The 21,442-nt window shown below is 68.0% G+C and carries 16 protein-coding genes and 1 tRNA gene; 10 read left to right on the forward strand and 7 right to left on the reverse strand.

Annotation, left to right across the window (positions count from 1 at the left end; all coding sequences use genetic code 11):
- Window positions 1-78 precede the first annotated feature (78 nt).
- A complete protein-coding gene (locus HHL27_RS04370) occupies window positions 79-1,281 on the forward strand; it encodes a DUF2252 family protein (protein WP_240959378.1) in 1,203 nt (400 codons plus the stop codon).
- Window positions 1,282-1,314: 33 nt separating this feature from the next.
- Here the strand turns inward: HHL27_RS04370 and HHL27_RS04375 are convergent, their stop codons facing one another.
- Together HHL27_RS04375 and HHL27_RS04380 are read right to left on the reverse strand one after the other, a co-directional pair.
- Window positions 1,315-3,663 (reverse strand): EAL domain-containing protein, encoded by a 2,349-nt coding sequence (locus HHL27_RS04375; protein ID WP_169492185.1) that lies wholly within the window; start codon window positions 3,661-3,663, stop codon window positions 1,315-1,317.
- Window positions 3,660-4,253: a cupredoxin domain-containing protein gene (locus HHL27_RS04380; protein ID WP_169492186.1), complete on the reverse strand. Its 594-nt coding sequence runs from the start codon at window positions 4,251-4,253 to the stop codon at window positions 3,660-3,662. Before HHL27_RS04380 ends, HHL27_RS04375 begins: the two co-directional genes overlap by 4 nt.
- A gap of 184 nt (window positions 4,254-4,437) precedes the next feature.
- On the opposite strand from HHL27_RS04380, the gene HHL27_RS04385 reads away from it, so the two are divergent.
- The 3 genes from HHL27_RS04385 (at window position 4,438) to HHL27_RS04395 (ending at window position 7,512) form a co-directional block, all read left to right on the forward strand.
- Window positions 4,438-5,364 (forward strand): DUF3034 family protein, encoded by a 927-nt coding sequence (locus HHL27_RS04385; protein WP_338114819.1) that lies wholly within the window; start codon window positions 4,438-4,440, stop codon window positions 5,362-5,364.
- A gap of 11 nt (window positions 5,365-5,375) precedes the next feature.
- Entirely contained in the window at window positions 5,376-5,951 is a 576-nt protein-coding gene (locus HHL27_RS04390; protein ID WP_420874028.1) for a group I truncated hemoglobin, read from the forward strand.
- 130 nt (window positions 5,952-6,081) lie between these two features.
- A complete protein-coding gene (locus HHL27_RS04395; RefSeq protein WP_169492187.1) occupies window positions 6,082-7,512 on the forward strand; it encodes a sulfatase family protein in 1,431 nt (476 codons plus the stop codon).
- Between the two features lie 1,003 nt (window positions 7,513-8,515).
- Here HHL27_RS04395 and HHL27_RS04400 read toward each other — a convergent pair.
- Window positions 8,516-9,208, reverse strand: a complete 693-nt coding sequence (locus HHL27_RS04400) for a cytochrome b/b6 domain-containing protein (protein WP_206069399.1) — start codon at window positions 9,206-9,208, stop codon at window positions 8,516-8,518.
- Between the two features lie 7 nt (window positions 9,209-9,215).
- A complete protein-coding gene (locus tag HHL27_RS04405) occupies window positions 9,216-9,683 on the reverse strand; it encodes a c-type cytochrome (RefSeq protein ID WP_169492188.1) in 468 nt (155 codons plus the stop codon).
- A 337-nt stretch (window positions 9,684-10,020) separates the two neighbouring features.
- On the opposite strand from HHL27_RS04405, the gene HHL27_RS04410 reads away from it, so the two are divergent.
- Window positions 10,021-11,655, forward strand: coding sequence for a sensor histidine kinase (locus tag HHL27_RS04410; RefSeq protein ID WP_169492189.1), 1,635 nt, complete (start codon window positions 10,021-10,023; stop codon window positions 11,653-11,655).
- Window positions 11,643-12,341 carry a response regulator transcription factor gene (locus HHL27_RS04415; RefSeq protein ID WP_169492190.1) on the forward strand — a complete coding sequence of 233 codons (699 nt, stop codon included), beginning with the start codon at window positions 11,643-11,645 and terminating at the stop codon, window positions 12,339-12,341. The genes HHL27_RS04410 and HHL27_RS04415 overlap by 13 nt, the downstream gene beginning before the upstream one ends.
- A 12-nt stretch (window positions 12,342-12,353) precedes the next feature.
- Here the strand turns inward: HHL27_RS04415 and HHL27_RS04420 are convergent, their stop codons facing one another.
- Complete coding sequence (locus HHL27_RS04420; protein ID WP_206069400.1) at window positions 12,354-13,748, reverse strand: hypothetical protein; 1,395 nt, start codon at window positions 13,746-13,748, stop codon at window positions 12,354-12,356.
- Window positions 13,749-13,874: 126 nt separating this feature from the next.
- A tRNA-Leu gene (locus tag HHL27_RS04425) sits at window positions 13,875-13,960 on the reverse strand.
- Window positions 13,961-14,189: 229 nt separating this feature from the next.
- Between HHL27_RS04425 and HHL27_RS04430 the strand changes: the two genes are divergently transcribed.
- Window positions 14,190-15,155, forward strand: a complete 966-nt coding sequence (locus HHL27_RS04430) for a complex I NDUFA9 subunit family protein (RefSeq protein WP_169492191.1) — start codon at window positions 14,190-14,192, stop codon at window positions 15,153-15,155.
- Window positions 15,156-15,193: 38 nt separating this feature from the next.
- On the opposite strand, the gene HHL27_RS04435 is transcribed toward HHL27_RS04430, so the two are convergent.
- Complete coding sequence (locus tag HHL27_RS04435) at window positions 15,194-15,865, reverse strand: glutathione S-transferase family protein (RefSeq protein ID WP_169492192.1); 672 nt, start codon at window positions 15,863-15,865, stop codon at window positions 15,194-15,196.
- 134 nt (window positions 15,866-15,999) lie between these two features.
- Between HHL27_RS04435 and ku the strand changes: the two genes are divergently transcribed.
- The 3 genes from ku to HHL27_RS04450 all read left to right on the forward strand — a co-directional run bounded on the left by ku (window position 16,000) and on the right by HHL27_RS04450 (window position 21,396).
- Complete coding sequence (ku, locus tag HHL27_RS04440; RefSeq protein WP_169492193.1) at window positions 16,000-16,887, forward strand: non-homologous end joining protein Ku; 888 nt, start codon at window positions 16,000-16,002, stop codon at window positions 16,885-16,887.
- A 3-nt stretch (window positions 16,888-16,890) separates the two neighbouring features.
- Window positions 16,891-19,437 carry a DNA ligase D gene (gene ligD, locus HHL27_RS04445; protein WP_169492194.1) on the forward strand — a complete coding sequence of 849 codons (2,547 nt, stop codon included), beginning with the start codon at window positions 16,891-16,893 and terminating at the stop codon, window positions 19,435-19,437.
- Between the two features lie 162 nt (window positions 19,438-19,599).
- Window positions 19,600-21,396: a DEAD/DEAH box helicase gene (locus HHL27_RS04450; RefSeq protein WP_169492195.1), complete on the forward strand. Its 1,797-nt coding sequence runs from the start codon at window positions 19,600-19,602 to the stop codon at window positions 21,394-21,396.
- Window positions 21,397-21,442: the final 46 nt, after the last annotated feature.

Here is a 21,442-nt window from a genome sequence, read left to right on the forward strand (position 1 = left end):
TTGTTGGGCTAATTTTCGCCGGCATCGGTGCCGGAATCCGTGTCACGCGTTGTTACGATCCAGCAACAAAGGTGGATGATGACGCAGCGGGTTCTTGAACGTGGTCCAACGCTGGAGCGGCTTCGCGCGCTCAAGATGGCGCGCTCGACGCATGCCTACGTGCGCGGCAACACGCAGAAGTTCTACGAATGGCTTGCAAGTTCGCCCGCATCGTCGCACCTGCCCGAAGCGCCCGCGGTGTGGATCTGCGGGGATTGCCATCTGGGCAACCTGGGCCCGGTCGCCAGCACCGAAGGCGATGTCGACGTCATGATCCGCGATCTCGACCAGACGGTGATCGGCAACCCCGCGCATGACCTGATCCGGCTGGGACTGTCGCTGGCAACGGCGGCGCGCGGGTCGGACCTTCCGGGCGTGACCACCGCGCACATGATCGAGGCAATGGTCGTGGGCTATGACCACGCCCTGTCGCTGGGCGACGAGGACGAAACCCCCGAACCCAACGTCGTGCGCACGGTGCGCAGGCGGGCGCTCGGCCGGCGCTGGCGGCACCTTGCGCAGGAACGGCTGGGCGATGTCGATCTGCGCCTGCCGCGGGGCAGGAAGTTCTGGGCGCTGACCGATGCGGAACGCGCCGAGCTGGAACGCCTGTTCACCCGGCCCGAAGTGTGCGGCGCGATCCTGGCGCTGAAAGGGCGCGATGCCGACGATCGCGTCCGGCTGATCGATGCCGCCTATTGGCGCAAGGGCTGCAGTTCGCTGGGCAAGCTGCGCTACGCCGCGCTGGTTGCCATCGGCGGGTCGAAGAAGGACCCGGGCGGCTATGCGCTGATCGACCTGAAGGAGGCGGTTGCGACTGTCGCGCCGGTAACCGCCGCCGCCGCCGCGCGCATTCCTTCCGATCCGGCGGAGCGGGTGGTCGCCGGTGCCCGCGCGCTTTCGCCCAACCTTGGCGATCGCATGCTGGCAACGCGCGTGATGGACAAGCCGGTGGTGCTGCGCGAACTGATGCCGCAGGACCTGAAGTTGGAAGTGGACCAGTTCACGCGGGCAGAGGCGACGCGGGCGGCGCGCTATCTCGCCTATGTGGTCGGCGTCGCCCATGCCCGGCAGATGGACTTGGCTGAGCGGCGCGAATGGCGCCGTTCGCTGGCGCAGCGCGCGCGCAGCGAACTGGATGCGCCGTCATGGCTGTGGGACAGCGTGGTGGACCTCACCGCCTCGCACGAGGCGGGCTATCTCGAACATTGCCGCCGCTACGCCCTGCTGGAAGCGGCCTGATACCACGGTCCGCGCACCTTGGTATGAGAACGGTCAGCCCGCTGCGCGCCTTGCTTCGCTTCCGTTCTGCACGGCGAGCAGGCGGGCAACGTCGCGGCCGGGAACGGGGCGGCTGATCAGGTAGCCCTGGATCATGTCGCACCCTTCGCTGCGCAGCGTGTCGAGCCATTCCTGCGTTTCCACGCCTTCGGCCAGCGTTTCCATGTCGAGCGCATCGGCCAGCGTGGTGATCGCGCGGACGATGGCGCGGGCGCTGTCCCCTTCGCCCAGCGCGCGCACGAAGCTCTGGTCGATCTTGATCTTGTTGAACGGGAACGAGCGCAGATAGCTTAGCGAGGAATAGCCCGTGCCGAAATCGTCGAGCGCCACGCGCACGCCCAGCGCTTGCAGCGAATGGAGGATCTTGAGCGTCTTTTCGACATTGCCGATGAACACGCTCTCGGTGATCTCAAGCTCCAGCCGGGCGGCGGGCAGGCCGGTCTGCGCCAGCGTCTGGGTGACGCAGGTGGCAAGGCCATCGGCGACGAGCTGGCGCGGCGAGATGTTGACCGCCACCGAGATGTCGTCGGGCCATTGCGCCGCCTGCCGGCAGGCTTCGCGCAGCGCCCATTCGCCCAGCTGGACGATCAGCCCGGATTCCTCGGCGATGGGGATGAACACCGTAGGGCTGACCATCCCGTGTTCCTTGTGCGGCCAGCGCATCAGCGCTTCGAAGCCCTTCACCCGGTTCTGCGAGATCGAGAACAGCGGCTGGAAATAGAGCTCGAAGTCGCCATCGCGGATCGCGTGGCGCAAGTCGATCTCCATCCGGCGGCGGCGGCTCGCTTCGGCATCGAGCTCGGGCTCGAAGAAGTGGTAGGCGCCCTTGCCGTCGCTCTTGGCGCGATAGAGCGCAAGGTCGGCGCACTTGAGCAGCGCATCGGCGGTGTCGGCATCCTGCGGGCCGATGGCAATGCCGACGCTGGCCGAAACCAAGATGCTGCGCCCGTCGATCACCATTTCGCGATTGAGCCCGGTTTCGAGCACGCGGGCCAGCGCGGTGCAGTCGCTCGCGGGATCGAGTCCGGGCAGCAGCAGGCCGAATTCGTCACCGCCGAAGCGGGCGACCATCGCATCGGGGAAGCGGTCCTGCAGCGCCAGCGCAACGGTGCGCAGCAGTTCATCGCCCACCGGGTGGCCCATCGCATCGTTGATCGCCTTGAAATCGTCGATGTCGATGAAGGCGACGAGCGTGCGGTGCTGGGCGTTCTGGCGCGCGACCGCGCGGTCCAGCTTTTCGATGAAGAAGCGGCGGTTGGGCAGGCCGGTCAGCACGTCGTGGAGCGAGGCGTGCATGATCTGCTGTTCGCGCTCTTCCACCGCATCGACCATGCTGTTGAAGCTGAGCGCGAGCGAGCGCACTTCGGCTGCGCCTTCGACCCGGACCTTGGACACCGCGCCTTCGCCATAGGCGCGCGCGGCGTCCGCCAGCGAGCGCAAGGGGCGGGCGATCCCGCGCGACAGGCGGATCGCGGCGATGGCGCCGGCGATCAGGCCGATCATGCCGATCAGCGCCAGCACGATGCGCAGCATGGTGTAGCGGGCCATGGCCGCTTCGAGCGAATGGGCAAGGACAAGGCGCGGCGCGCTGCCGTCCTGCAGGCTGGCGACCGCAGACACGCGCACGAGCTTGCCGCCGCGACTGCCTTCGACTTCGGCGATGCGGCCGAGCGCGACGGCGCCGAGCCCGTTGCCGAGCTCCGCCCGATCGACCACGCGCGCTTCGACCGGGACGGCCGAAAGCCGCGCAAGCTGCGCCATGTCGGCCGGTCCCAGCGTCTTGGCGAGCACCAGCCATCCGGCAAGGTCAGGCATCTCGATCGGCACGGCAGCGGCGAGCGCCTGCGCGCGGCCAAGGCGGATGACGCCGCGATCGGCCCCGTTTTCAAGCCGGTTGAGCAGCGCGGCGCCGTTGATCGGGTGCCCCGGGCCGGACGCGATCACGCTGCCGTCGAGCTGGACAATCGCCGCCTCGCTCGCCCCGGCGCGATCGCGCAGGCTCTGCAGCGCGGAAACGAGCGTGGGCGCATCGCCGGTGGCGAAGGCTTCGCGGAAGCCGAAGTCATGCGCGACGACTTCGCCTGAATCCGCCAGCTGCTTCTGCCGGGTGGCGATGATCTGGTCGAACACGCGGGCATTGGCGGCAAGGTCGCGCTCGGCGGTTTCCCGCGCGAAGCGGGCGATTCCGGAACTGGCGACGGCGATGGTCACCGCCATCACCACCGCGAGCAGGGCGACATAGAGCAGGGCGATGCGGCTGCCGAGCGTGCGCACGCGCAAGGCGACGAAGCCGCGCACCGCGCGGACCAGCCTGTCTAGCGGCGAGCCCGCCCGCCGGTTCACGCGCCGTTGTCCGGCCGCACCGCCACGGCAATGCGGGCGCGCTTGCCCGGATCGAGCACCAGCTTGCCGCGCCATTCGCCGTTTGCCCCGCGGATGCGCGGGTGCCACACGACGATGTCGTAGCTGCCGTGGGCCAGGCCATCGATGCTGGCAAGGCCGTTGAGATCGCTGCGCGCGGCATAGGGCGTGTCGGTCACTCGGATATAGCCGCGCATCTTGTCGTGGATGTTGCAGCCAAGCGCGATCGTGCCGGCGATGCGGAACTGCTGCGTGCGCGTCTGGTCCTGCCCGTACAGGTCGATGCGGAACGGGCCGGGCTTCGAAAAGCTGTAGATCGAGTGGCGCACGGTGTCGAAGTTGGGGAAGGCGACCACCGCGCCCTGCGGCACGATCAGCGTGCCGGGAACGAAGGTCTGGTTCTTCTGCGCCATCGCGTTGCGCCACGGGAAGGACGGGCGGCGGGTGTCGCCGGCGGGGGGCCTGATCTCGATCACCGCATCGCGCAGCGGCATTCCGGCCTGGTCCACCACCTGCACCGGCAGCGTCGCGAGCGGGGCGGCCGAGGCCAGCAGCGGTGCGGCAAGCAGCATGCCGATAAGGGCGCAGCGACGGGGGGCGGTGCGGACGAATCGGATATTGGACGAGGGGCGCATGGCGCTTCGATTGACCGAAAACTCCTAAGAAACTCGAAACCGATCCGGATGCATGCTTTAGAAATTCCTAAGAAATTCTGGTTAATTCCATCCGAACTCTTTCGAATTCGGTGCGATCTTCGTGACCCCTTTCATGCTCAACCCTTCATCCGGCGCATCCGCCCGGACCCGCCGCCGCCTGGCCGTCGCCGGCGCTGCCGTCGCCGCCGCGCTGCTGGCTGGCGCCACGCCCGCCCAGGCCGACCCGCTGCTCGATGGCGACAAGCTGATCCTGACCAACGGCATTGCCTCGATCGAAGGGGCGAGCGGGGGCGGGTTGGCCAGCTGGTCAACCATCGCGGGGATGGAAACCGATCGCGGCATCGGTCTGTCCGCCCATGTCACCGGCATCGCGCTGCCCGACTATGGCTGGGAAAGCCACGGCGTTGCGGTGGGCATCCGTGACCGCGTAGAGCTGTCCTATGCCCGGCAGAACTTCGACACGCGCAAGGTGGGCGCGGCGCTGGGGCTGGGCGAGGGCTTCCGCTTCAATCAGGACATCTTCGGCGCCAAGCTGCGCCTTATCGGCGATACCGTCTACGGATCGCCGTGGCTGCCGCAGATCAGCATCGGGGTGCAGCACAAGCGCAGCCTCGACGGCGCGATCGTCCGCGCGGTGGGCGCGAAATCCGCCAGCGGCACCGACTTCAGCGCCAGCGCGACCAAGCTGATCCTGTCGAAAAGCGTGCTGGTCAACGCAACCGCGCGGTGGACCAGTGCCAACCAGTTCGGCCTGCTCGGCTTCGGCGGGCCCAAGGGCAGTGCGCGCACGCTGCAGTTCGAAGGCTCGCTCGCCTACATGCTCACCTCGCGCCTCGTCGTCGGCGGGGAAGTGCGCACGCGGCCCGACAACCTGGGCATCGCGCGCGAGGACGATGCGCACGACCTGTTCGTGGCCTGGGCGTTCGATCGCCACGCCACGGTGACCGCCGCCTATGTCGATGTCGGCTCGGTGGCGACCTTCGATGGGCAGCGCGGCGCGCTCGTCTCGCTCCAGCTGGCATTCTGAAGGACTTGCCCGTGTCTGTGCTTCTCGCTCTCGCTCTCGTTGCCGCCGATCCTGCCACTTCCGAACCCGCTGCGCCGCCGCCCGAATCCGCCGCGCAGGAAGAGCCCGGCGCGGTCGACTGGGCCAAGGAATTCGGGGTCGCCAAGAAGGTGCCCGATCCCGTGACCGGCGAACTTCCGGTCGATCCCTATACCCAGGCCCCTGCCAATTCCGGGGCCACCCCCTTTGCCGGCGCGCGCATGGCCGAGGCGTTCGGCGGGCAGGCGGGCATCCGCCGCATCGTGGGCCGCTTCGTCGATCTCAACATCGCCGATCCGCGCATTGCCGACATCTTCAAGAACCACGACATGATCCGCCTGCGCCGCACGCTGTTCGAACAGTTCTGCTACCTGCTCGATGCCGGCTGCACCTATTCCGGGCGCGACATGAAGAGTTCGCACAAGGGGCTGGGCGTGACGCGCGGCAACATGAACGCGCTGGTCGAAAACCTGCAGCGCGCGATGCGCGAGAGCAAGGTGCCCTTCGCCGCGCAGAACCGCCTGCTCGCCAAGCTGGCGCCGATGGACAAGGACGTCGTCGAGCGCTGAGCCGCGCAGGCGCCGGTAGCGGCGGAAAGTCTATTTAAACGATAGACAAAATCGCGAGAGCGGATATCAGTCCGTCCCGACGCGCCCCACGCGACCACGCGCGGGCGGCTTGCTTTCAGGGATTACGGACATGACCGATATCGCCGCTTCGCGCGGGGTGACCCGCCGTGCCGCGCTGGCCGGGGCCGCCGCTGCCGCAACCTCGCTCGCGCTTTCGCCCGCCGCTTCGGCCGCAAGCCCGCCCGCGCGGCGGCCCAACGTGCTGTACATCATGGCCGACGACCTCGGTTATGCCGACCTGTCGTGCTATGGCCGGCGCGATTACCATACCCCGGTGCTCGATGCGCTGGCGGCGCAGGGCATCCGCTTTACCCAGGCCTATGCCAACAGCGCGGTGTGCACCGCGACGCGGGTGGCGCTGATCACCGGGCGGTACCAGTACCGACTGCCGATCGGGCTGGAGGAGCCGCTCGCCAACCGCCAGAACATCGGCCTGCCGCCCAGCCATCCGACGCTGCCGTCGCTGCTGGCCAAGGCAGGCTATCGCACGTCGCTGGTGGGCAAGTGGCACCTGGGCAGCCTGCCCGATTTCGATCCGCTGAAAAGCGGGTACCAGCACTTCTATGGCCTGCGCGGCGGCGGGGTGGATTACTACACCCACGCAACAAACGCGGGCACGCCCGACCTTTGGGACGGCGGCACTCCGCTCGACCAGGCGGGCTACATGACCGACCTGCTGGGCGATCGCGCGGTGGCCGAGGTGCGGGCGGGCGCGAAGGAGGGCAAGCCCTGGTTCCTCAGCCTGCATTTCACCGCGCCGCACTGGCCGTGGGAAGCGCCGGGCGACGAGGCCGAATCCGCGCGCATCGCCGCGAAGAAGGACCCGCAGGCGCTGTTCGACTTCGATGGCGGTTCGCTGGCGACCTATGCCGCGATGGTGCGGCGGATGGACGAACAGATCGGCCGCGTGCTGGCCGCGCTCGATGCCACGGGCCAGGCCGACAACACCATCGTGGTGTTCACCAGCGACAACGGCGGCGAACGCTTTGCCGACACCTACCCCTTCACCGGGCGCAAGACCGAACTGCTCGAAGGCGGCTTGCGCATTCCCGCGATCGTGCGCTGGCCGGGCGTGGCAAGGCCCGGTGCGACGAGCGCGCAGCAGATCATCACGATGGACTGGCTGCCGACCTTCCTGGCGGCTGCCGGTACCGCGCCCGCGCCCGGCGTGCCGAGCGATGGCATCGACATCCGCGCGGCGCTGACCGGCGGCACCCTGCCCGAACGCACGCTGTTCTGGCGCTACAAGAACCACGCGCAGCAGGCGGCGCGGCGCGGGCGGTACAAGTACCTGAAGATCAACGACAATACCTTCCTGTTCGATGTCGAGGCCGATCCGCAGGAGCGCGCCAACCTGAAGGACCGGGAGCCCGAGGTCTATCGCGCGCTGGTGAACGAGTGGAAGGCGTGGGACGCGACGATGCTGCCGCTCGACCCGGCTTCGCAGACGCACGGCTTCCTGCCGGGCGACCTGGCGGATCATTACGTCGCGAAGGAGTGACCGGGCGGCGGGCACGCCGCCTTATCCGGCGGCGAGCCCGGACGATAACGCCGTTGGGAAGTATACGGACCTGCGCGACCGGCGCGGGCGCCATGCATGGCGCTTGCGCGTGGGAGGGCAAGAGGAACGCTGTGGCGAGTGGCCGGCGGGGCGTTGGCTATCCCGGATCGGCTCAGCCTGAATTCGGACGGGGGCTCGAAACCCGGGCGGCGGCTCGCAAGGCGGCCCGGTCCGTAGCGATAAGTCCCTGAAGGATCAGCCCGGACGGCCTCGATCGGCGCTAGGGCCATCTTGGCAGGTCATGGGGCACTGTGACTTCAGGGAGGCGCATACACGCGGTTGAACCACCGCACCACATCCGCCCGTCCGTTGCAGTGGCGTTGGGTTGCCCTGAGGGACTTGGGGCTTAACGCCCTCGCTGCCGTATCCCCCGAAAGGAATGCGGCTCCCGCAGCGCCGACCCGCGCCGGTCGCGTCGGGCCTTTCCCAGCGTGGAGATTGGCCCGAAGGAGCGAAGAGCAAGCCGGCCATGCCGCTCCCGGTCCGTGGGCGGGTGTATAACCTATATGGTACGTTTTGTCAAGGTTGGGGTGGGAAGGCCAAAGAAAAGGACAGATGCGAGGGGGTCACCCCCTCGCGCTCCCGGGACGTCTTCCGGCGCGTTCGTTGCGCTGTGGGGCGGTGTTGCGTTCGATCTCGCTGTTGCGCTTGAAGGACAAGGGCAGCCCTTCGACAGGCTCAGGGCAGGCGGTGTGGGGTAGGGGGTGTTCGTTCCTCAACCGTCATGCCAGCGTAGGCTGGCATCGCTGGCGGTTTGCGGAACGGTTGGGAGGCGCTTGCTGGCCAGCGATCCCAGCCATCGCTGGGATGACGTTTTGTGCGCTCCCACACCCCGTCCGTCCTGAGCTTGTCGAAGGACTGTTCTTTTCTTTGGGCCGCGCGCCGCGCTCGCACACCTCCACCACCATGAGGGGGTGATAAGCGTCTGTCTTTATTCGGTAATTCAGAATCTCAGGCCGCGTGAGATCGCCCAGGCTACGGCGGCGGCGATGATGATGCCGATCAGGGCCGCGAGGGGGTGGGCGCGGACGGGTTCGATCTTTGCGCCTTCGCCGGGCACGGCCTTGCCGGTGACCATCGGGGTGATCAGGTTGGTCTTGAGCACGAAGCGGTAGTAGAGGATCGCGAGCACGTGCAGCGCGATCAGCGCCAGCAGGACGGTGAAGGTCGCCTCGTGGATTTCGGCGGCCTGGCGACCGGCCTCGAAGCTGACGTAATCGGACAGCGGGCCGGATTCGAGGCCATCGACGTCAACCGCGAACAGCCCGGCGCCGACCATCGTGAACAGCGTGACGAGCAGCGCCGCGACGCTCCAGCCGCCCATCGGGTTGTGGCCGAAGCTGGGCGTGTGGCGGCGCGCGAACAGGCCGCGGGCATAGGTGGCGACGGCGCCCGGCGAGCGCAGGAACTGCGAGAAGCGCGCGGTGCGGCTGCCGAAGAAGCCCCAGAACAGGCGGAACACCAGCAGGCCGAGGATGGTGTATCCCGACAGGCGGTGCCGATCCATGTCGTGGTTTTCGCCACTCCACCACGAAAAGGCGACGAGCGCGACGAGCGCCCAGTGAAACACACGCGTCGGCAGGTCCCACAAGGGCACCTTGCCGGCTGGCGGCTGAGTTGCGTCCGTCGCGCTCATCGCTGGATCAGTCTTCCTTGCGGAACTTGCGGTGGCATTCGCCGCAAACGCCGCCCAGCGCCTTCATCTGGCCGCCGATCGCCGCAGCGTCGCCGGTTCCGGCAGCGGCCACGAACTTGTTGGCTTCGGTGACGAGGCGGGCGTTGAGGCCATCGAACGTGGCGCGGTCGGTCCAGATCGCGGGCAGGGCGTCGGTCTTGAGGCCCGAGGACGGACCCGTGCCGGCGGGGAACAGCTTGCCCTGCTGCGGCGCGACCGCGGCGATGACCTTGGCATTGGCGAGCACCACGCCCTTGTTCGGCGCGCCCGACTTCAGTTCGCCACCGATGGCCTTCATCGCCTTGCCCATCTTTTCATAGTTGGCGTGGCGCAGGCTGACGGTCTGCTGCGGCGTGAGCGCGGAGACCGAGGCGACGCCGCCGGCAAGCGCGCTGACCGCGGCAAGGGCAAGGACGAGAGACTTGGGCTGGATCATGGAACGTTCCGGATGCTTGAGGGAAACCATCGCGTGGTGCGCCCGGCGGGCAGGGCCGCCCGACGGTGCGAAAGAGCGTTGCGGGCGACGGGCGGGATCATGCTGTGCCGGTGTGGCGTCATCCGAAACCTTACGTCATGCGGGCGTTCTTCGCGGCCGCAATATTGCCGCCAAGCCGCGCAGAGGCAAGCGGAACGAAGGGATTCGGTACGCTGTCTGTACAATTCTTGCGAAAAACCTGTATGTGTATGCCCTTACGCGGTCGTGTGGCGCTGCAATCCGTGCCATCGCGCCTGCAAACAGGTCGCATCGGCGCAGGAGGGCGCAAGGCGGACGCATGACGATCAGCCCGAATTCATCGAGCCTGCCCCTGCGCATGGCGCTGATCGCGCTGGCCGTGAGCGTGCTGGTGTTCGTGCCCGGCGTGCTTGCCGAACGCTCGCTGGTGACCGTGCGCCAGGAAAGCGAGCGCGCGGGCTATTCCGCATCGGCCCTGCGCGAATACCTCGAGATCGGAACGCTGGCCGACTGGGCGCTGGCCGAAGTGCGCAGCGGGCGGGTAAAGGACGAGGCTACGCGGCGGATGGTGGTCGACCGGATGCAGGCCCAGATCGCCCGCATCGACCGCGCGACGAGCGCGGAGCTGGCGGTGATCCGCAAGGGGGCGTTCACGCCCGAGCGCACGGCGGAAATGAACGAGGAGGAGAAGGAGCAGCGCCAGCGCACGGCGATGCTGCGCGCGATGGCGCCGCAAGTGCTGACCGGCTTCTACGAGGACGAATGGTGGCGCCAGATCCGCTATGGCGTGCAGGGCGAGGAAGCCGAAGTGCGCGCGGCGCAGATGCGCGCGGTGGTCGCGCTGGAGCAGACGCAGATCGCCTTCTTCGCGACGTCGCTGGTGCTGGTGATCGCGGCGGTGAGCGTGGCGGTGTGGGCGCGCGGCAACATCGTCGAACCGTTGCAGCGGCTGCTGAGTTCGACCCACCGCGTGGCGCGGCAGGACTTCGGCGTGTACCTGCCCGACAAGGGCCCGCGCGAATTCCGCGCGCTCAACCGGTCGTTCAACGCCATGGCCGCCGAGATCGGTCGGGCGCAGGCGCGGCTCGAATCCGTCAATCGCCGGCTGGAGGACGAAGTGCGCGCCCGCACCGCCGACCTGCTGGCCGCCAACGCATCGCTGCGCGAGATGGACGATCGCCGGCGCGGGTTCATCGCCACCGCAGGGCATGAACTGCGCACGCCGGTGGCGGTGCTGCGCGCCGATGCCGAAGTGGCGCTGCGCGAGGCGCGCCCGACCATCGCCGGGCTTCGCGGCAGTCTTGACCGCGTAGTGCGCACGGCGGGCACGCTCGGCCGCCTGATCGAGGACATGCTGCGCGTGGCGCGCGCCGATGCCCCGGTGCTGTCCTACGAGCGCGAGAGCGTCGACATGGGCGATCTTGTCAGCCGCGCGCTCGCCGAGTTCCGCCCGGTGATCGAGGCCGACGGCGGCAGCATCACGCTTGCCGGCCTTGGCACGCCGCTGCCGGTGCGGGTCGACCCGCTGCGCATCCAGCAGGTGCTGCGCATCGTGCTGGACAATGCCGTCACCCATGGCGGCGACGCGCTGTGCGTGTGCGTGCAGCTGCGGCTGGAGGCGGGCTTTGCCGTGGTGCGCATCTCCGATTGCGGCGAGGGCATCGATCCGGGCCTGCTGCCCAACCTGCTCGACCGCAGTGAATGGCCGCGCCGGCGCAGCGAGGACGGGCACGGGCTTGGCCTGACCATCGCGGCAACGATCATGGAAGCGCACGATGGCACCATTGCCATTGCTTCGGAAACCGGCTCTGGCGTGACGGTGACGCTGCGCCTGCCGTGCGAGGGCGCGCTGCCTGCGCGCGATGGCGGCCCTGCGGGAACGACGGGCGCGCTGGCCGCGGCGGCGACGCTGGGCGACGAGAGCAAGGAGGGGAACGGCGAATGCGGTTGCTGATAGTCGAGGACGAAGTGAAGCTGGCCGATACGCTTGCGCGCGGGCTGGAAGCCGAAGGCTACCGCGCGAGCCACGTCGGCACGGGCGCGGCGGCGCTCGACCTTGCCGCCCGCGAGACGTTCGACTTCGTCCTGCTCGACCTGATGCTGCCCGACATGAGCGGGTTCGACGTGGCCGAGACGCTGCGCGAACGCGGGATCGAGGTGCCGGTGATCATGGTCACCGCGCTCGACGAGGTGAAGGACCGCGTCGCGGGCCTGCGCGCCGGGGCGGACGACTACATCGTCAAGCCATTCGCCTTCGAGGAACTGCTCGCGCGGATCGAGGCGGTGCTGCGCCGCGCCCAGCCGTCCGAAGCGACCGGCGGCAGTCCGCTCGCCGCGGCGACCGGGCCGGTGTCGTTCGGGACGATCACCATCGACCACGTGCGCAAGCAGGCGACCGTCGACGGCAAGCCGTTCACGCTGACGGCCAAGGAGCTGGACCTGCTGACGCTGCTGGTGCTGTCGCCCGGCAAGGTGTTCTCGCGCCACGAGATCCTGCGCTCGGTGTGGACGATGGACGACGATCCGCTGACCAACATCGTCGAGGTCTACATCAGCCGCCTGCGCCGCAAGCTGAGCGGATGCGGCGCGCAGATCGAGAACGTGCGCGGCTTCGGCTACCGCATCGCCGAGGCGGCCTGAGGCGGGCGCCGGTCAGCCGGTGATGCGCAGGCGGGTGAAGATCATCCCGCTGATCGGCTCGCCGCCATAGACCGGCTTGAGCGTGGCGGGCAGGCCGATCGCGCTGACCAGGCCGCCGAAATCGAGCGCGACCTTGCCGATCGGCACCGAATGATAGCCACCGAGGCTGAGCTTCGAGACATTGAACACGCGGCCTTCGAGCGGGCCGGAATCGAACAGCTCGCCCTTGTCGCCGTTCTCGCCGCGTCCGAACACGGTCCAGCGGCCCCACTGCAGCGCGCTTTCGAGCAGGAAGGCATTGGTCGCATGAGCGTGGTGATCGCCGCCGGTCGGCGCGTTGCGGCCCCAGGCGAGTGTCGTCTGCAGGTTGCGCCGCTGGCCCAGCGGCAGGTTCCAGGTGGCCGACGCGGTGGTGCGGTGCACGTCCTCGTCCGGGTGGAGGCCCTCGGGGCTCTTGAGGAAACCGTGGCTGACCTGCAGCGAAAGGTTGGCCGTGGGGTTCCAGCTGGCGCGCGCCGACCAGCTGTCGAAGCGCGGGCGTTCGATGTCCCAGCGGTTCTGGTCGGGCTCGCGCCCGGTGAACAGCGAGCCTTCGAGCTTGACGTTGCCGGCGACGATCCCGGCAGTGGCGACGCCGAAGGTGACGTGGGTGGAATCGAGCCAGTGGTGCGAGATCGGCGCTTCCGGGTTCGCCATGCCCGAAAAGCGGTGCATGAAGGTGGTGGGGCCCAGCGCCGGTTCGCCCGGCAGGCCGAAATAGACGAAGCCCGACACCCGATCGCCCAACGGGTGGCTGTAGGATGCGGCCAGTTCCATGAAGGCATCGTGCGGGTGCTGGCGATCGACCAGTTCGGTGCGGCCGTCGGCGGTCTCCCCCGTGGCGAGCAGCAGCGGGTAGCCGCGCTTGCCCATCAGCGGATCGAGGCTGCCCATCGCGCGCAACGTCAGCGTGCCGCCGCCCAGCGGGTGCTGCGCCATGCCCATCAGCATCGAGGCGGCAAACGCCTTGTCATCGCCGCGCGGGCCGCCCTGCCAGTCCTGCACGACGGTGAGGTTGCCGTGAACCATCGTCGCCCAGCCGCCGAGGCGGCCCATGATCGCCATCATCGGCGCCGAATCCGGCTGCCAGCTGGTGCCCGACGCATCACGCATCATCGAATAGCCGCCCAGCGCGCCGACCATGCCGCCCATGTCCATGTGGTCCATGCTGGCATGGTCCATGGCGGCGTGGTCCGTCTGCTCCGCAGGCGCTGCAGGGGTGGCCATGTCCATGCCCGGCATTGCCCCATGGTTCATGGCCCCGTGGTCCATGGCCCCATGATCCATCGCGCCATGGTCCATGGCCTGATTCTGGGCAAAGGCAGGCGTGGCCGCGAAGGCGAGGGCGAGAACGAGACCGTGGCGCAAGATGCAAACTCCCCGCGCGTGGCTGGACGCGCCGGTTGCAGATGAAACGAGCGCGCCGGAACGTCAACCGCAAGGCCGCCCGAAGGCTGCCTCAAATGCGGGTAACTCGCTGATTTGAAGAAGAAATGGTGCCAGAAGAGGACTCGAACCTCCACGCCGTTTCCAGCGCCGCCACCTGAAGACGGTGCGTCTACCAATTCCGCCATCTGGGCACGGAGGCGAAGGGCAAAGCGCCGTTTCGCCGGGTAGGAGCGCGCCTCTAGAGCGGGTCTGGCAGGGTGTCAACAAGGGTTTGTCGAAAGCAGCCGACTCTTTTTCTTCGGCATTGAACGGGCATGGCTCTCTGTGCCAAAGGCGGCAGCCGGAACTTGTGGGGCCCATCCGGAGTCCCCGCAGGGCAAGGCATTCACGTTCACACCAATTGCGGGCGGAACAGGGCATATGAGCAAGGGCAGGACGCGCGATCTCGAAGGACGGCTGGTGGCGCTGATCGGCGGCAGCGGCTTCTTCGGCACGCATCTGGCGCAGGAACTGCTGGCGCGCGGCGCGCGGCTGCGGGTCTGCAGCCGCCATCCCGAGCGCGCGTTCCGCGTCAAGCCGCTGGGCACGCTGGGCCAGGTGCAGCAGGTGGCGGTGGACATCGCCAAGCCGCACACGCTGGACGTGGCGCTGACCGGCGTGGATTCGGTGGTGAACCTGGTCGGCGCGTTTGCCGGCAACCTCGACGCGGTGCAGGGCAAGGGCCTGCGCCGGCTGGGCGAGATCGCCGCCGCCAAGGGCGTGCAGGCGCTGGTCCACATCTCCGCCATCGGCGCGGATGCCGAAAGCGACGTGGCCTATGCCCGCACCAAGGCGCAGGGCGAGGAAGCGTTGCAGGAGGCGTTCCCCGGCGTGACCGTGCTGCGCCCGTCGGTGATGTTCGGCGAGGACGACAAGTTCATCAACATGTTTGCAGGACTGATCGCGGCCTTCCCGGTGCTGCCGGTGTTCGGACCTGCGGCGAAGTTCCAGCCGGTGTTCGTCGACGACGTGGCCGAAGCGGTGGGCAACGTGCTGGCCGCGCCTGCGGCCCACGCCGGCAAGACGTACGAGATTGCCGGTCCCGAGCAGATCACCATGGCTGACCTCAACCGCCGCATCGCCAAGGCCGAGCATCGCGGCCGCGTGTTCCTGGATCTGCCGGACAGCATTTCGTCGGCGATCGCCACGTTCACCGGCTGGCTGCCGGGCGCGCCGCTCAGCCGCGACCAGTGGAAGCTGCTCGCCCAAGGCAACGTCGCCAGCGGCACGCTGCCGGGCCTGAAGGAACTGGGCGTCCATCCGCGCCCGCTCGAGCTGTTCCTTGACCGCTGGGCCGTGCGCTATCGCAAGTATGGCCGGTTCGGGGCGAAGACGCGCCTCGCCTGAGGGCGGGCGGCTAGCCCTCCATCACGCGCTGCGCGGGATCAGGCGTTGACGTCGGCGTAGTGCGTCGGCGGGTGGATCACGTCCATCCGTTCGGAAAGTAGCGGTCGAAAGCTGGGGCGGCTCTTGAACACAGAGTACCACCCCCTTGCCTGTTCGTGCTGCGACCAGTCGATCCCGCCAAGATAGTCCGCCACCGAAATCTGCGCTGCCGCCGCAAGATCGGCAAGGCTCATCGTCGCGCCCGCGAGCCAGGGGCGATGGTCGATCAGGTAATCGATGTAATCGAGGTGCAGGTTCGCCATGCGCATCGCTTCGCGCAGGATGCGGCTGTCGGGCGACTGGCGATAGACCAGCCGCTTCTTCATCCGCTCTTCGAGCAGCGGGTGCGTGACGTCGGCAAAGAAGTTTTCGTCGAACAGCGCGATCAGGCGGCGGATTTCGGCCCGGTTGGTGGCCGTGCCGTTGATCATCGGCGCCTTGTCGACGGTCTCCTCGAAATATTCGCAGATCGCGCGGCTGTCGACGATGGTGATCTGGCGTTCGGGATTGTGGATCACCGGCGTGCGCAGCGCGGGGTTGAGATTCTGGAATTCGTCGCGCTGCTCCCACGGGTTTTCGCGGATGAGATCGTAGGCGATGCCCTTTTCGGACATCAGCAGGCGCACCTTGCGCGAGAAGGGGCAGAGGGGGAACTGATAGAGTTGCCACATGATGATGCCGTCAATGGACGATGGCGGCAGGCCAAGTCCAGCGCCGTTGCAAGAGGCACCACAGTTTTGCACCGGGAACCTGTGTGGCCAGCCGGATTCTAGACCTTGCACGGCGAGAAGCGAGGCAGGCGATCATGGCGGCAAGGGCATATTGGCAAGGGCAGATCCGGCTGGCGCTGGTTTCCATTCCGGTCGAGGTCTATTCGGCCACGCGATCGGGGGCGGCGATCGCGTTCCGCCAGATTCACGAGCCAAGCGGCAAGCCGATCAATTACGAGAAGGTGGTGGCCGGGATCGGCCCGGTCGATCGCGACGAGATCGTCAAGGGCTATGAAGTGAGCCGGGGCGAATACGTGCTGCTCGACGATGACGAGATCGAGGCGGTCAAGATCGAGAGCCGCAAGACGCTTGAGCTGGTGCAGTTCGTGGGCGCCGACGAGATCGAGCCGCTGTGGTATGAAAAGCCGTACTACGTCGTGCCGGCGGACGATCTGGCCGAAGAAGCCTATGTCGTGCTGCGCGAGGCTTTGCGCGCGGCGGGCAAGGTGGCGCTGGGGCAGCTTTCGGTGCGCGGGCGCGAGCAGCTGGTGAGCCTGAAGCCGTGCGGGCGGGGCATCGTGCTGGAAGTGCTGCGCTATGCCGACGAGGTGCACAAGGCGCGCGGGTTCTTTGCCGAGATCCCCGACGATGCGCCGTCCGAAGACCTGCTCGACCTGGCCACCACGCTGATCGAGAAGAAGACCGCGCCGTTCAAGCCCGAGGAATTCCACGACCGCTATGTCGATGCGCTGCACCGGCTGGTGGAAAAGAAGGTGAAGGCGCGGGGCAAGAAGATCTTGGAGGATGTGTCCGAACCGGCGCCGCGCGGTGGCAACGTGATCGACCTGATGGCGGCGCTGAAGAAATCGCTGGGTTCGGGCGATGGCGGCGGCGCGGAGAAGAAGCCCGCCGCGAAGAAGGCCGCGCAGCCCAAGCGTTCGACGACAAAGCCCGCCGCTGCGCCGCGGCGGAAGAAGGCCTGAGCCATGGCGAAGAAGCCGGTCGATCCGCTTGAAGCCTATAACGCCAAGCGCGATTTCGCGAAGACCGCGGAGCCCGCGGGCAAGCGCGCGGCGGGGAAGGGCGGCAATCGCTTCATCGTGCAGAAGCACGATGCAACGCGGCTGCACTGGGATTTCCGGTTGGAAATCGACGGCGTGCTCAAGTCCTGGGCGGTGACGCGCGGGCCGAGCCCTGACCCGGACGACAAGCGGCTGGCGGTGCGGACCGAGGACCATCCGCTGTCCTATGCCGAGTTCGAGGGGACGATCCCCAAGGGCGAATATGGCGGCGGCACCGTGATGCTGTGGGACCGGGGCACCTGGGCGCCGATCGCGGGCAAGTCGGCCAAGGATCTCGACAAGGGGCACCTGCACTTCACGCTCGAGGGCGAGCGGATGAAGGGGGAGTGGATCATCTTCCGGCTGAAGCCGAGGGGGAAGGAAACCCGCGAAAACTGGCTGCTGCGCAAGGTGGAGGATGCCTTCGCCGAAAAGGGCGACGTGCTGGTGGAGCGCGGGTTGACCTCAGTACTGACCGGGCGGACGATGGCCGAGATCGAGGGCGACGTGAAAGGCGCGCATTCGCTGAAAGGCAAGAAGGGCAAGGCCTTTGCCGCCGAGATGGAGGCAGCGGCCAAGCGCAACGCCAAGGTTGCGCCGGCGCGCAAGAAGGCAGGCAGGGCGGCACAGGGCGCGGGGGGCTTGCCCGCATTTCGCACGCCGCAGCTGGCCACGCTGGTGGACAGCGTGCCGGCCGGGAATGGCTGGATGCACGAGATCAAGTTCGACGGCTATCGCGCGCTGGTCGCGACCAATGGCGCGGAGGTCCGCGTCTATACCCGCAACGGGCTCGACTGGACCGACAAGTTCGCCCCGCTGGTGCGCGAGCTTGCCAGGCTGGAACTGCCGCCTGCGCTGATCGACGGCGAGATCGTCGCCTATGACGACAAGGGCAATCCCGACTTTTCGAGCCTGCAGAAAGTGCTGAAGCGCGGCCACGGCGCGCAGGATGAGACGACGCCGCTTTCGTTCCACGCCTTCGACCTGCTCGAGCTGGATGGAGAGGATCTGGCCGCGCTGCCCAATATCGAGCGCAAGGAGCGGCTCCACGCTCTGCTGGCGCAGGCCAAGCCGCCGATCCACGTGGCCGACCACGTGATCGGCGCGGGCGAAAAGCTGTTCAAGGCGATGTGCGCCGCAGGGCAGGAGGGCGTGATCTCCAAACGGATCGACGCGCCGTACCAGAACCGGCGCAGCAAGAGCTGGCTGAAGGTGAAGTGCATCCTGCGGCAGGAGTTCGTGATCATCGGCTGGAAGAAGTCGAGCGCGCGGGGACGGCCGTTTGCTTCGCTGCTGCTGGCGCAGAACGAGAGCAAGCGGCTGGTCTACAAGGGCAATGTCGGCACCGGCTTCGGCGGCGGGGCGATGGAGGAACTGGCCGCAGCTATGGGCAAGCTGGTGGTGGAGACGCCCCCTGCCGAAGTGCCGCGCGAAGACCGGCGCGGGGTGACATGGATCAGACCCGAGCTGGTGGCCGAAATCGCCTTTGCCGAATTCACCGCCGAGGGATCCGTGCGCCACGCGAGTTTCGTCGGGCTGCGGGGCGACAAGCCCGCGTCGCAAGTCGTGCCCGAGCGGGTGGAGGCAGCGCCCGAGGAGGGGGACGCGGGCGCCGAGGTGAAGATCAGCAATCGCGACCGGGTGATCTTTCCTGAAAGCGGCGAAACCAAGGGCATGCTGGCAGACTGGTACGCCCAGATGGCGCCGCTGATGCTGCCGTTCGTGGGAAGCCGTCCGGTGAGTCTGGTGCGCTGTCCGCAAGGGCGCGGCAAGAAGTGCTTTTTCCAGAAACACGATAGCGGCAGCTTCGGCGATCACGTGCGGCAGGTGCCGATCGCCGAGAAGGATGGGCATGCCGAGGACTACATTTACGTCGAGGATGCCGCGGGGCTGCTGACCTGCGTGCAGATGGGCACGATCGAGTTCCATACCTGGGGCGCGCGGGTGGACGATGTCGAGGCGCCGGACCGGATGATCTTCGACCTCGATCCCGACGAGGGGCTCGGCTGGGACGAGGTCCGCCGCGCGGCAAGGCACCTGCACGACCGGCTGGCCGACATCGGGCTTGCCAGCTTTGCCATGCTGTCGGGCGGGAAGGGCGTGCACGTGGTGGTGCCGCTGATGCCGGGCCATTCGTGGGAGGCGCACAAGGACTTCGCGCGGCGCTTTGCCGAGGCGCTGTCGATGGCCGAGCCCGACCGCTTCATCGCCACGATGAGCAAGGCGAAGCGCGTGGGCAAGATCTTCATCGATTACTTGCGCAACCAGCGCGGGGCGACGGCGGTCACCCCCTATTCGGCGCGGGCGCGGGCCGGGGCGTCGGTCGCGCTGCCGATTGCGTGGGGCGAGTTCCACCAGTTCGACAGCGCGCATCCCTACTCGATCCGCGATGCCGAAACGCTGCTGCGGCGCGCCAAGGGCAAGGGCCTTGCCGGCTGGGGCTTTGCCAGCCAGACGCTCCCTGATCTGTAATCGCCGAAAAAAGTGCAAGCCAAGCCGCCTGACTTGCTGTAGGGGGCAGCGCAACGATGGCCCGGGCGTGTGCGCAAAGGGCATCACTGCCGCGGTGGGAGCGGCATCCACGACAACGACAAGAAAAGATCGGGCCGCACACCCGCTCCATAGGCATTTGTTATGACATTCGAAGGACTTAATTCCGCGCTCGACCGGGCGCTGACCGGCCATGGCTATTCGGCGCTGACGCCGGTGCAGGCCGCCGTGATCGAGGCCGAAGCCAAGGGTCGCGATCTGATCGTTTCTGCCCAGACCGGCTCTGGCAAGACCGTGGCATTCGGCCTGGCCATGAGCGACGAGCTGCTGGGCGAGCAAGGCGTGCTGCCCCAGGCCGGTGCGCCGCTGGCGCTGGTGATTGCGCCCACCCGCGAACTGGCGCTTCAGGTCAGCCGCGAGCTCGAGTGGCTCTATGCCGAAACCGGTGCGCGCATCGCCACCTGCGTTGGCGGCATGGACCCGATGCGCGAGCGCCGTACGCTGAACTTCGGCGCGCATATCGTGGTCGGCACGCCGGGCCGGTTGCGCGACCATATCGAACGCGGCGCGCTCGACTTGTCGAGCTTGCGCGCGGTGGTGCTCGACGAGGCGGACGAGATGCTCGACATGGGCTTCCGCGAGGATCTGGAGGAACTGCTCGACGCGACGCCGCAGGGCCGCCGCACGCTGCTGTTCTCGGCCACGATGCCACGTCCGATCGAGATGCTGGCGAGCCGCTACACCGACAATGCGCTGCGCATTTCGACGATGAATGCGGCGCGCGGGCATGGCGACATCGCCTACCAGGCGGTGACCGTGGCGCCGGCCGACATAGAGCACGCCGTGGTCAACCTGCTGCGCCTGCACGAAGCGGAAACCGCGATCCTGTTCTGCGCGACGCGCGACAACGTCAAGCGGCTGCACGCGCTGCTGGTCGAACGCGGCTTTGCTGCCGTGGCGCTGTCGGGCGAACACAGCCAGTCGGAACGCAACAACGCGCTGCAGGCCTTGCGCGATCGCCGCGCCCGCGTCTGCGTTGCCACCGACGTGGCCGCGCGCGGCATCGACCTGCCGTCGCTTTCGCTGGTGGTGCACGTGGAAATCCCGCGCGATGCCGAAACGCTGCAGCACCGTTCGGGCCGCACCGGCCGCGCGGGCAAGAAGGGCACCGCGGTCATAGTCGTGCCGTTCCCGCGTCGTCGCCGCGTCGAAATGATGCTGCGCGGGGCGCGGATCGAAGCGGCGTGGATCGATGCGCCGGGGCCGGAGGAAATCCGCGCCGCCGACCGCGAACGCCTGCTCGGCACGCTGCTGCAGCCGGTGGAGGCCGACGAGGCCGACGCCACGCTGGTCCAGGAACTGCTGGCGCACAAGAGCGCCGAGGAACTGGCCATCGCGCTGGTCCGCGCGCATTCGGCCGCGCTGCCGCAGCCCGAGGATCTGATCGGCAACAGCCCCGAAGCGCGGGCCGAGCGCAAGCGTCCCGGGTTCGAGGACGTGGTGTGGTTCCGGCTCGACGTCGGCCGTCGCCAGAACGCCGATCCGCGCTGGCTGCTGCCGCTGCTTTGCCGTCGCGGCCACGTGACGCGCGGCGAGATCGGGGCGATCCGCATTTCGGCCAACGAGACTTTCGTCCAGATCCCGCGCGCGGCGGCCGACCGCTTTGCCCATGCCGTGGCCCGCACGGCGGGTGTCGAAGGCGACGACGAGAGCGGCATCACCATTGAGCATTCGGCCCAACCGCCGCGCGAGATGGCCCGCGACAACCGCCGCGCCGGCCCGCCGCATCGCGGTGAGCGCGCAAACGGCGACCGTCCGCATGGTGGCGAGCGTCCCTATGGCGATCGCTCGCACGGCGGGGACCGTCCCGGCGGCGAACGGCCCAGTGGAGGGGCGCCGTTCCGCAAGAAGGTCTACAAGGCCAAGCGCTTCGAGCGCTGAGGACGGCTGGGGGCTGATGCTCCCGTCCTTCCGCGCTTGTCGAAGG

This window comes from Novosphingobium olei (assembly GCF_012927405.1).
Lineage (GTDB): Bacteria > Pseudomonadota > Alphaproteobacteria > Sphingomonadales > Sphingomonadaceae > Novosphingobium > Novosphingobium olei.

Coding starts and splice junctions, on each gene's coding strand:
- HHL27_RS04370 (WP_240959378.1), top strand. CDS start 79: ATGACGCAGCGGGTTCTTGAACGTGGTCCAACGCTGGAGCGGCTTCGC.
- HHL27_RS04380 (WP_169492186.1), bottom strand. CDS start 4,253: ATGCTGCTTGCCGCACCGCTGCTGGCCTCGGCCGCCCCGCTCGCGACG.
- HHL27_RS04395 (WP_169492187.1), top strand. CDS start 6,082: ATGACCGATATCGCCGCTTCGCGCGGGGTGACCCGCCGTGCCGCGCTG.
- HHL27_RS04400 (WP_206069399.1), bottom strand. CDS start 9,208: ATGAGCGCGACGGACGCAACTCAGCCGCCAGCCGGCAAGGTGCCCTTG.
- HHL27_RS04405 (WP_169492188.1), bottom strand. CDS start 9,683: ATGATCCAGCCCAAGTCTCTCGTCCTTGCCCTTGCCGCGGTCAGCGCG.
- HHL27_RS04410 (WP_169492189.1), top strand. CDS start 10,021: ATGACGATCAGCCCGAATTCATCGAGCCTGCCCCTGCGCATGGCGCTG.
- HHL27_RS04415 (WP_169492190.1), top strand. CDS start 11,643: ATGCGGTTGCTGATAGTCGAGGACGAAGTGAAGCTGGCCGATACGCTT.
- HHL27_RS04430 (WP_169492191.1), top strand. CDS start 14,190: ATGAGCAAGGGCAGGACGCGCGATCTCGAAGGACGGCTGGTGGCGCTG.
- HHL27_RS04435 (WP_169492192.1), bottom strand. CDS start 15,865: ATGTGGCAACTCTATCAGTTCCCCCTCTGCCCCTTCTCGCGCAAGGTG.
- ku (WP_169492193.1), top strand. CDS start 16,000: ATGGCGGCAAGGGCATATTGGCAAGGGCAGATCCGGCTGGCGCTGGTT.
- ligD (WP_169492194.1), top strand. CDS start 16,891: ATGGCGAAGAAGCCGGTCGATCCGCTTGAAGCCTATAACGCCAAGCGC.
- HHL27_RS04450 (WP_169492195.1), top strand. CDS start 19,600: ATGACATTCGAAGGACTTAATTCCGCGCTCGACCGGGCGCTGACCGGC.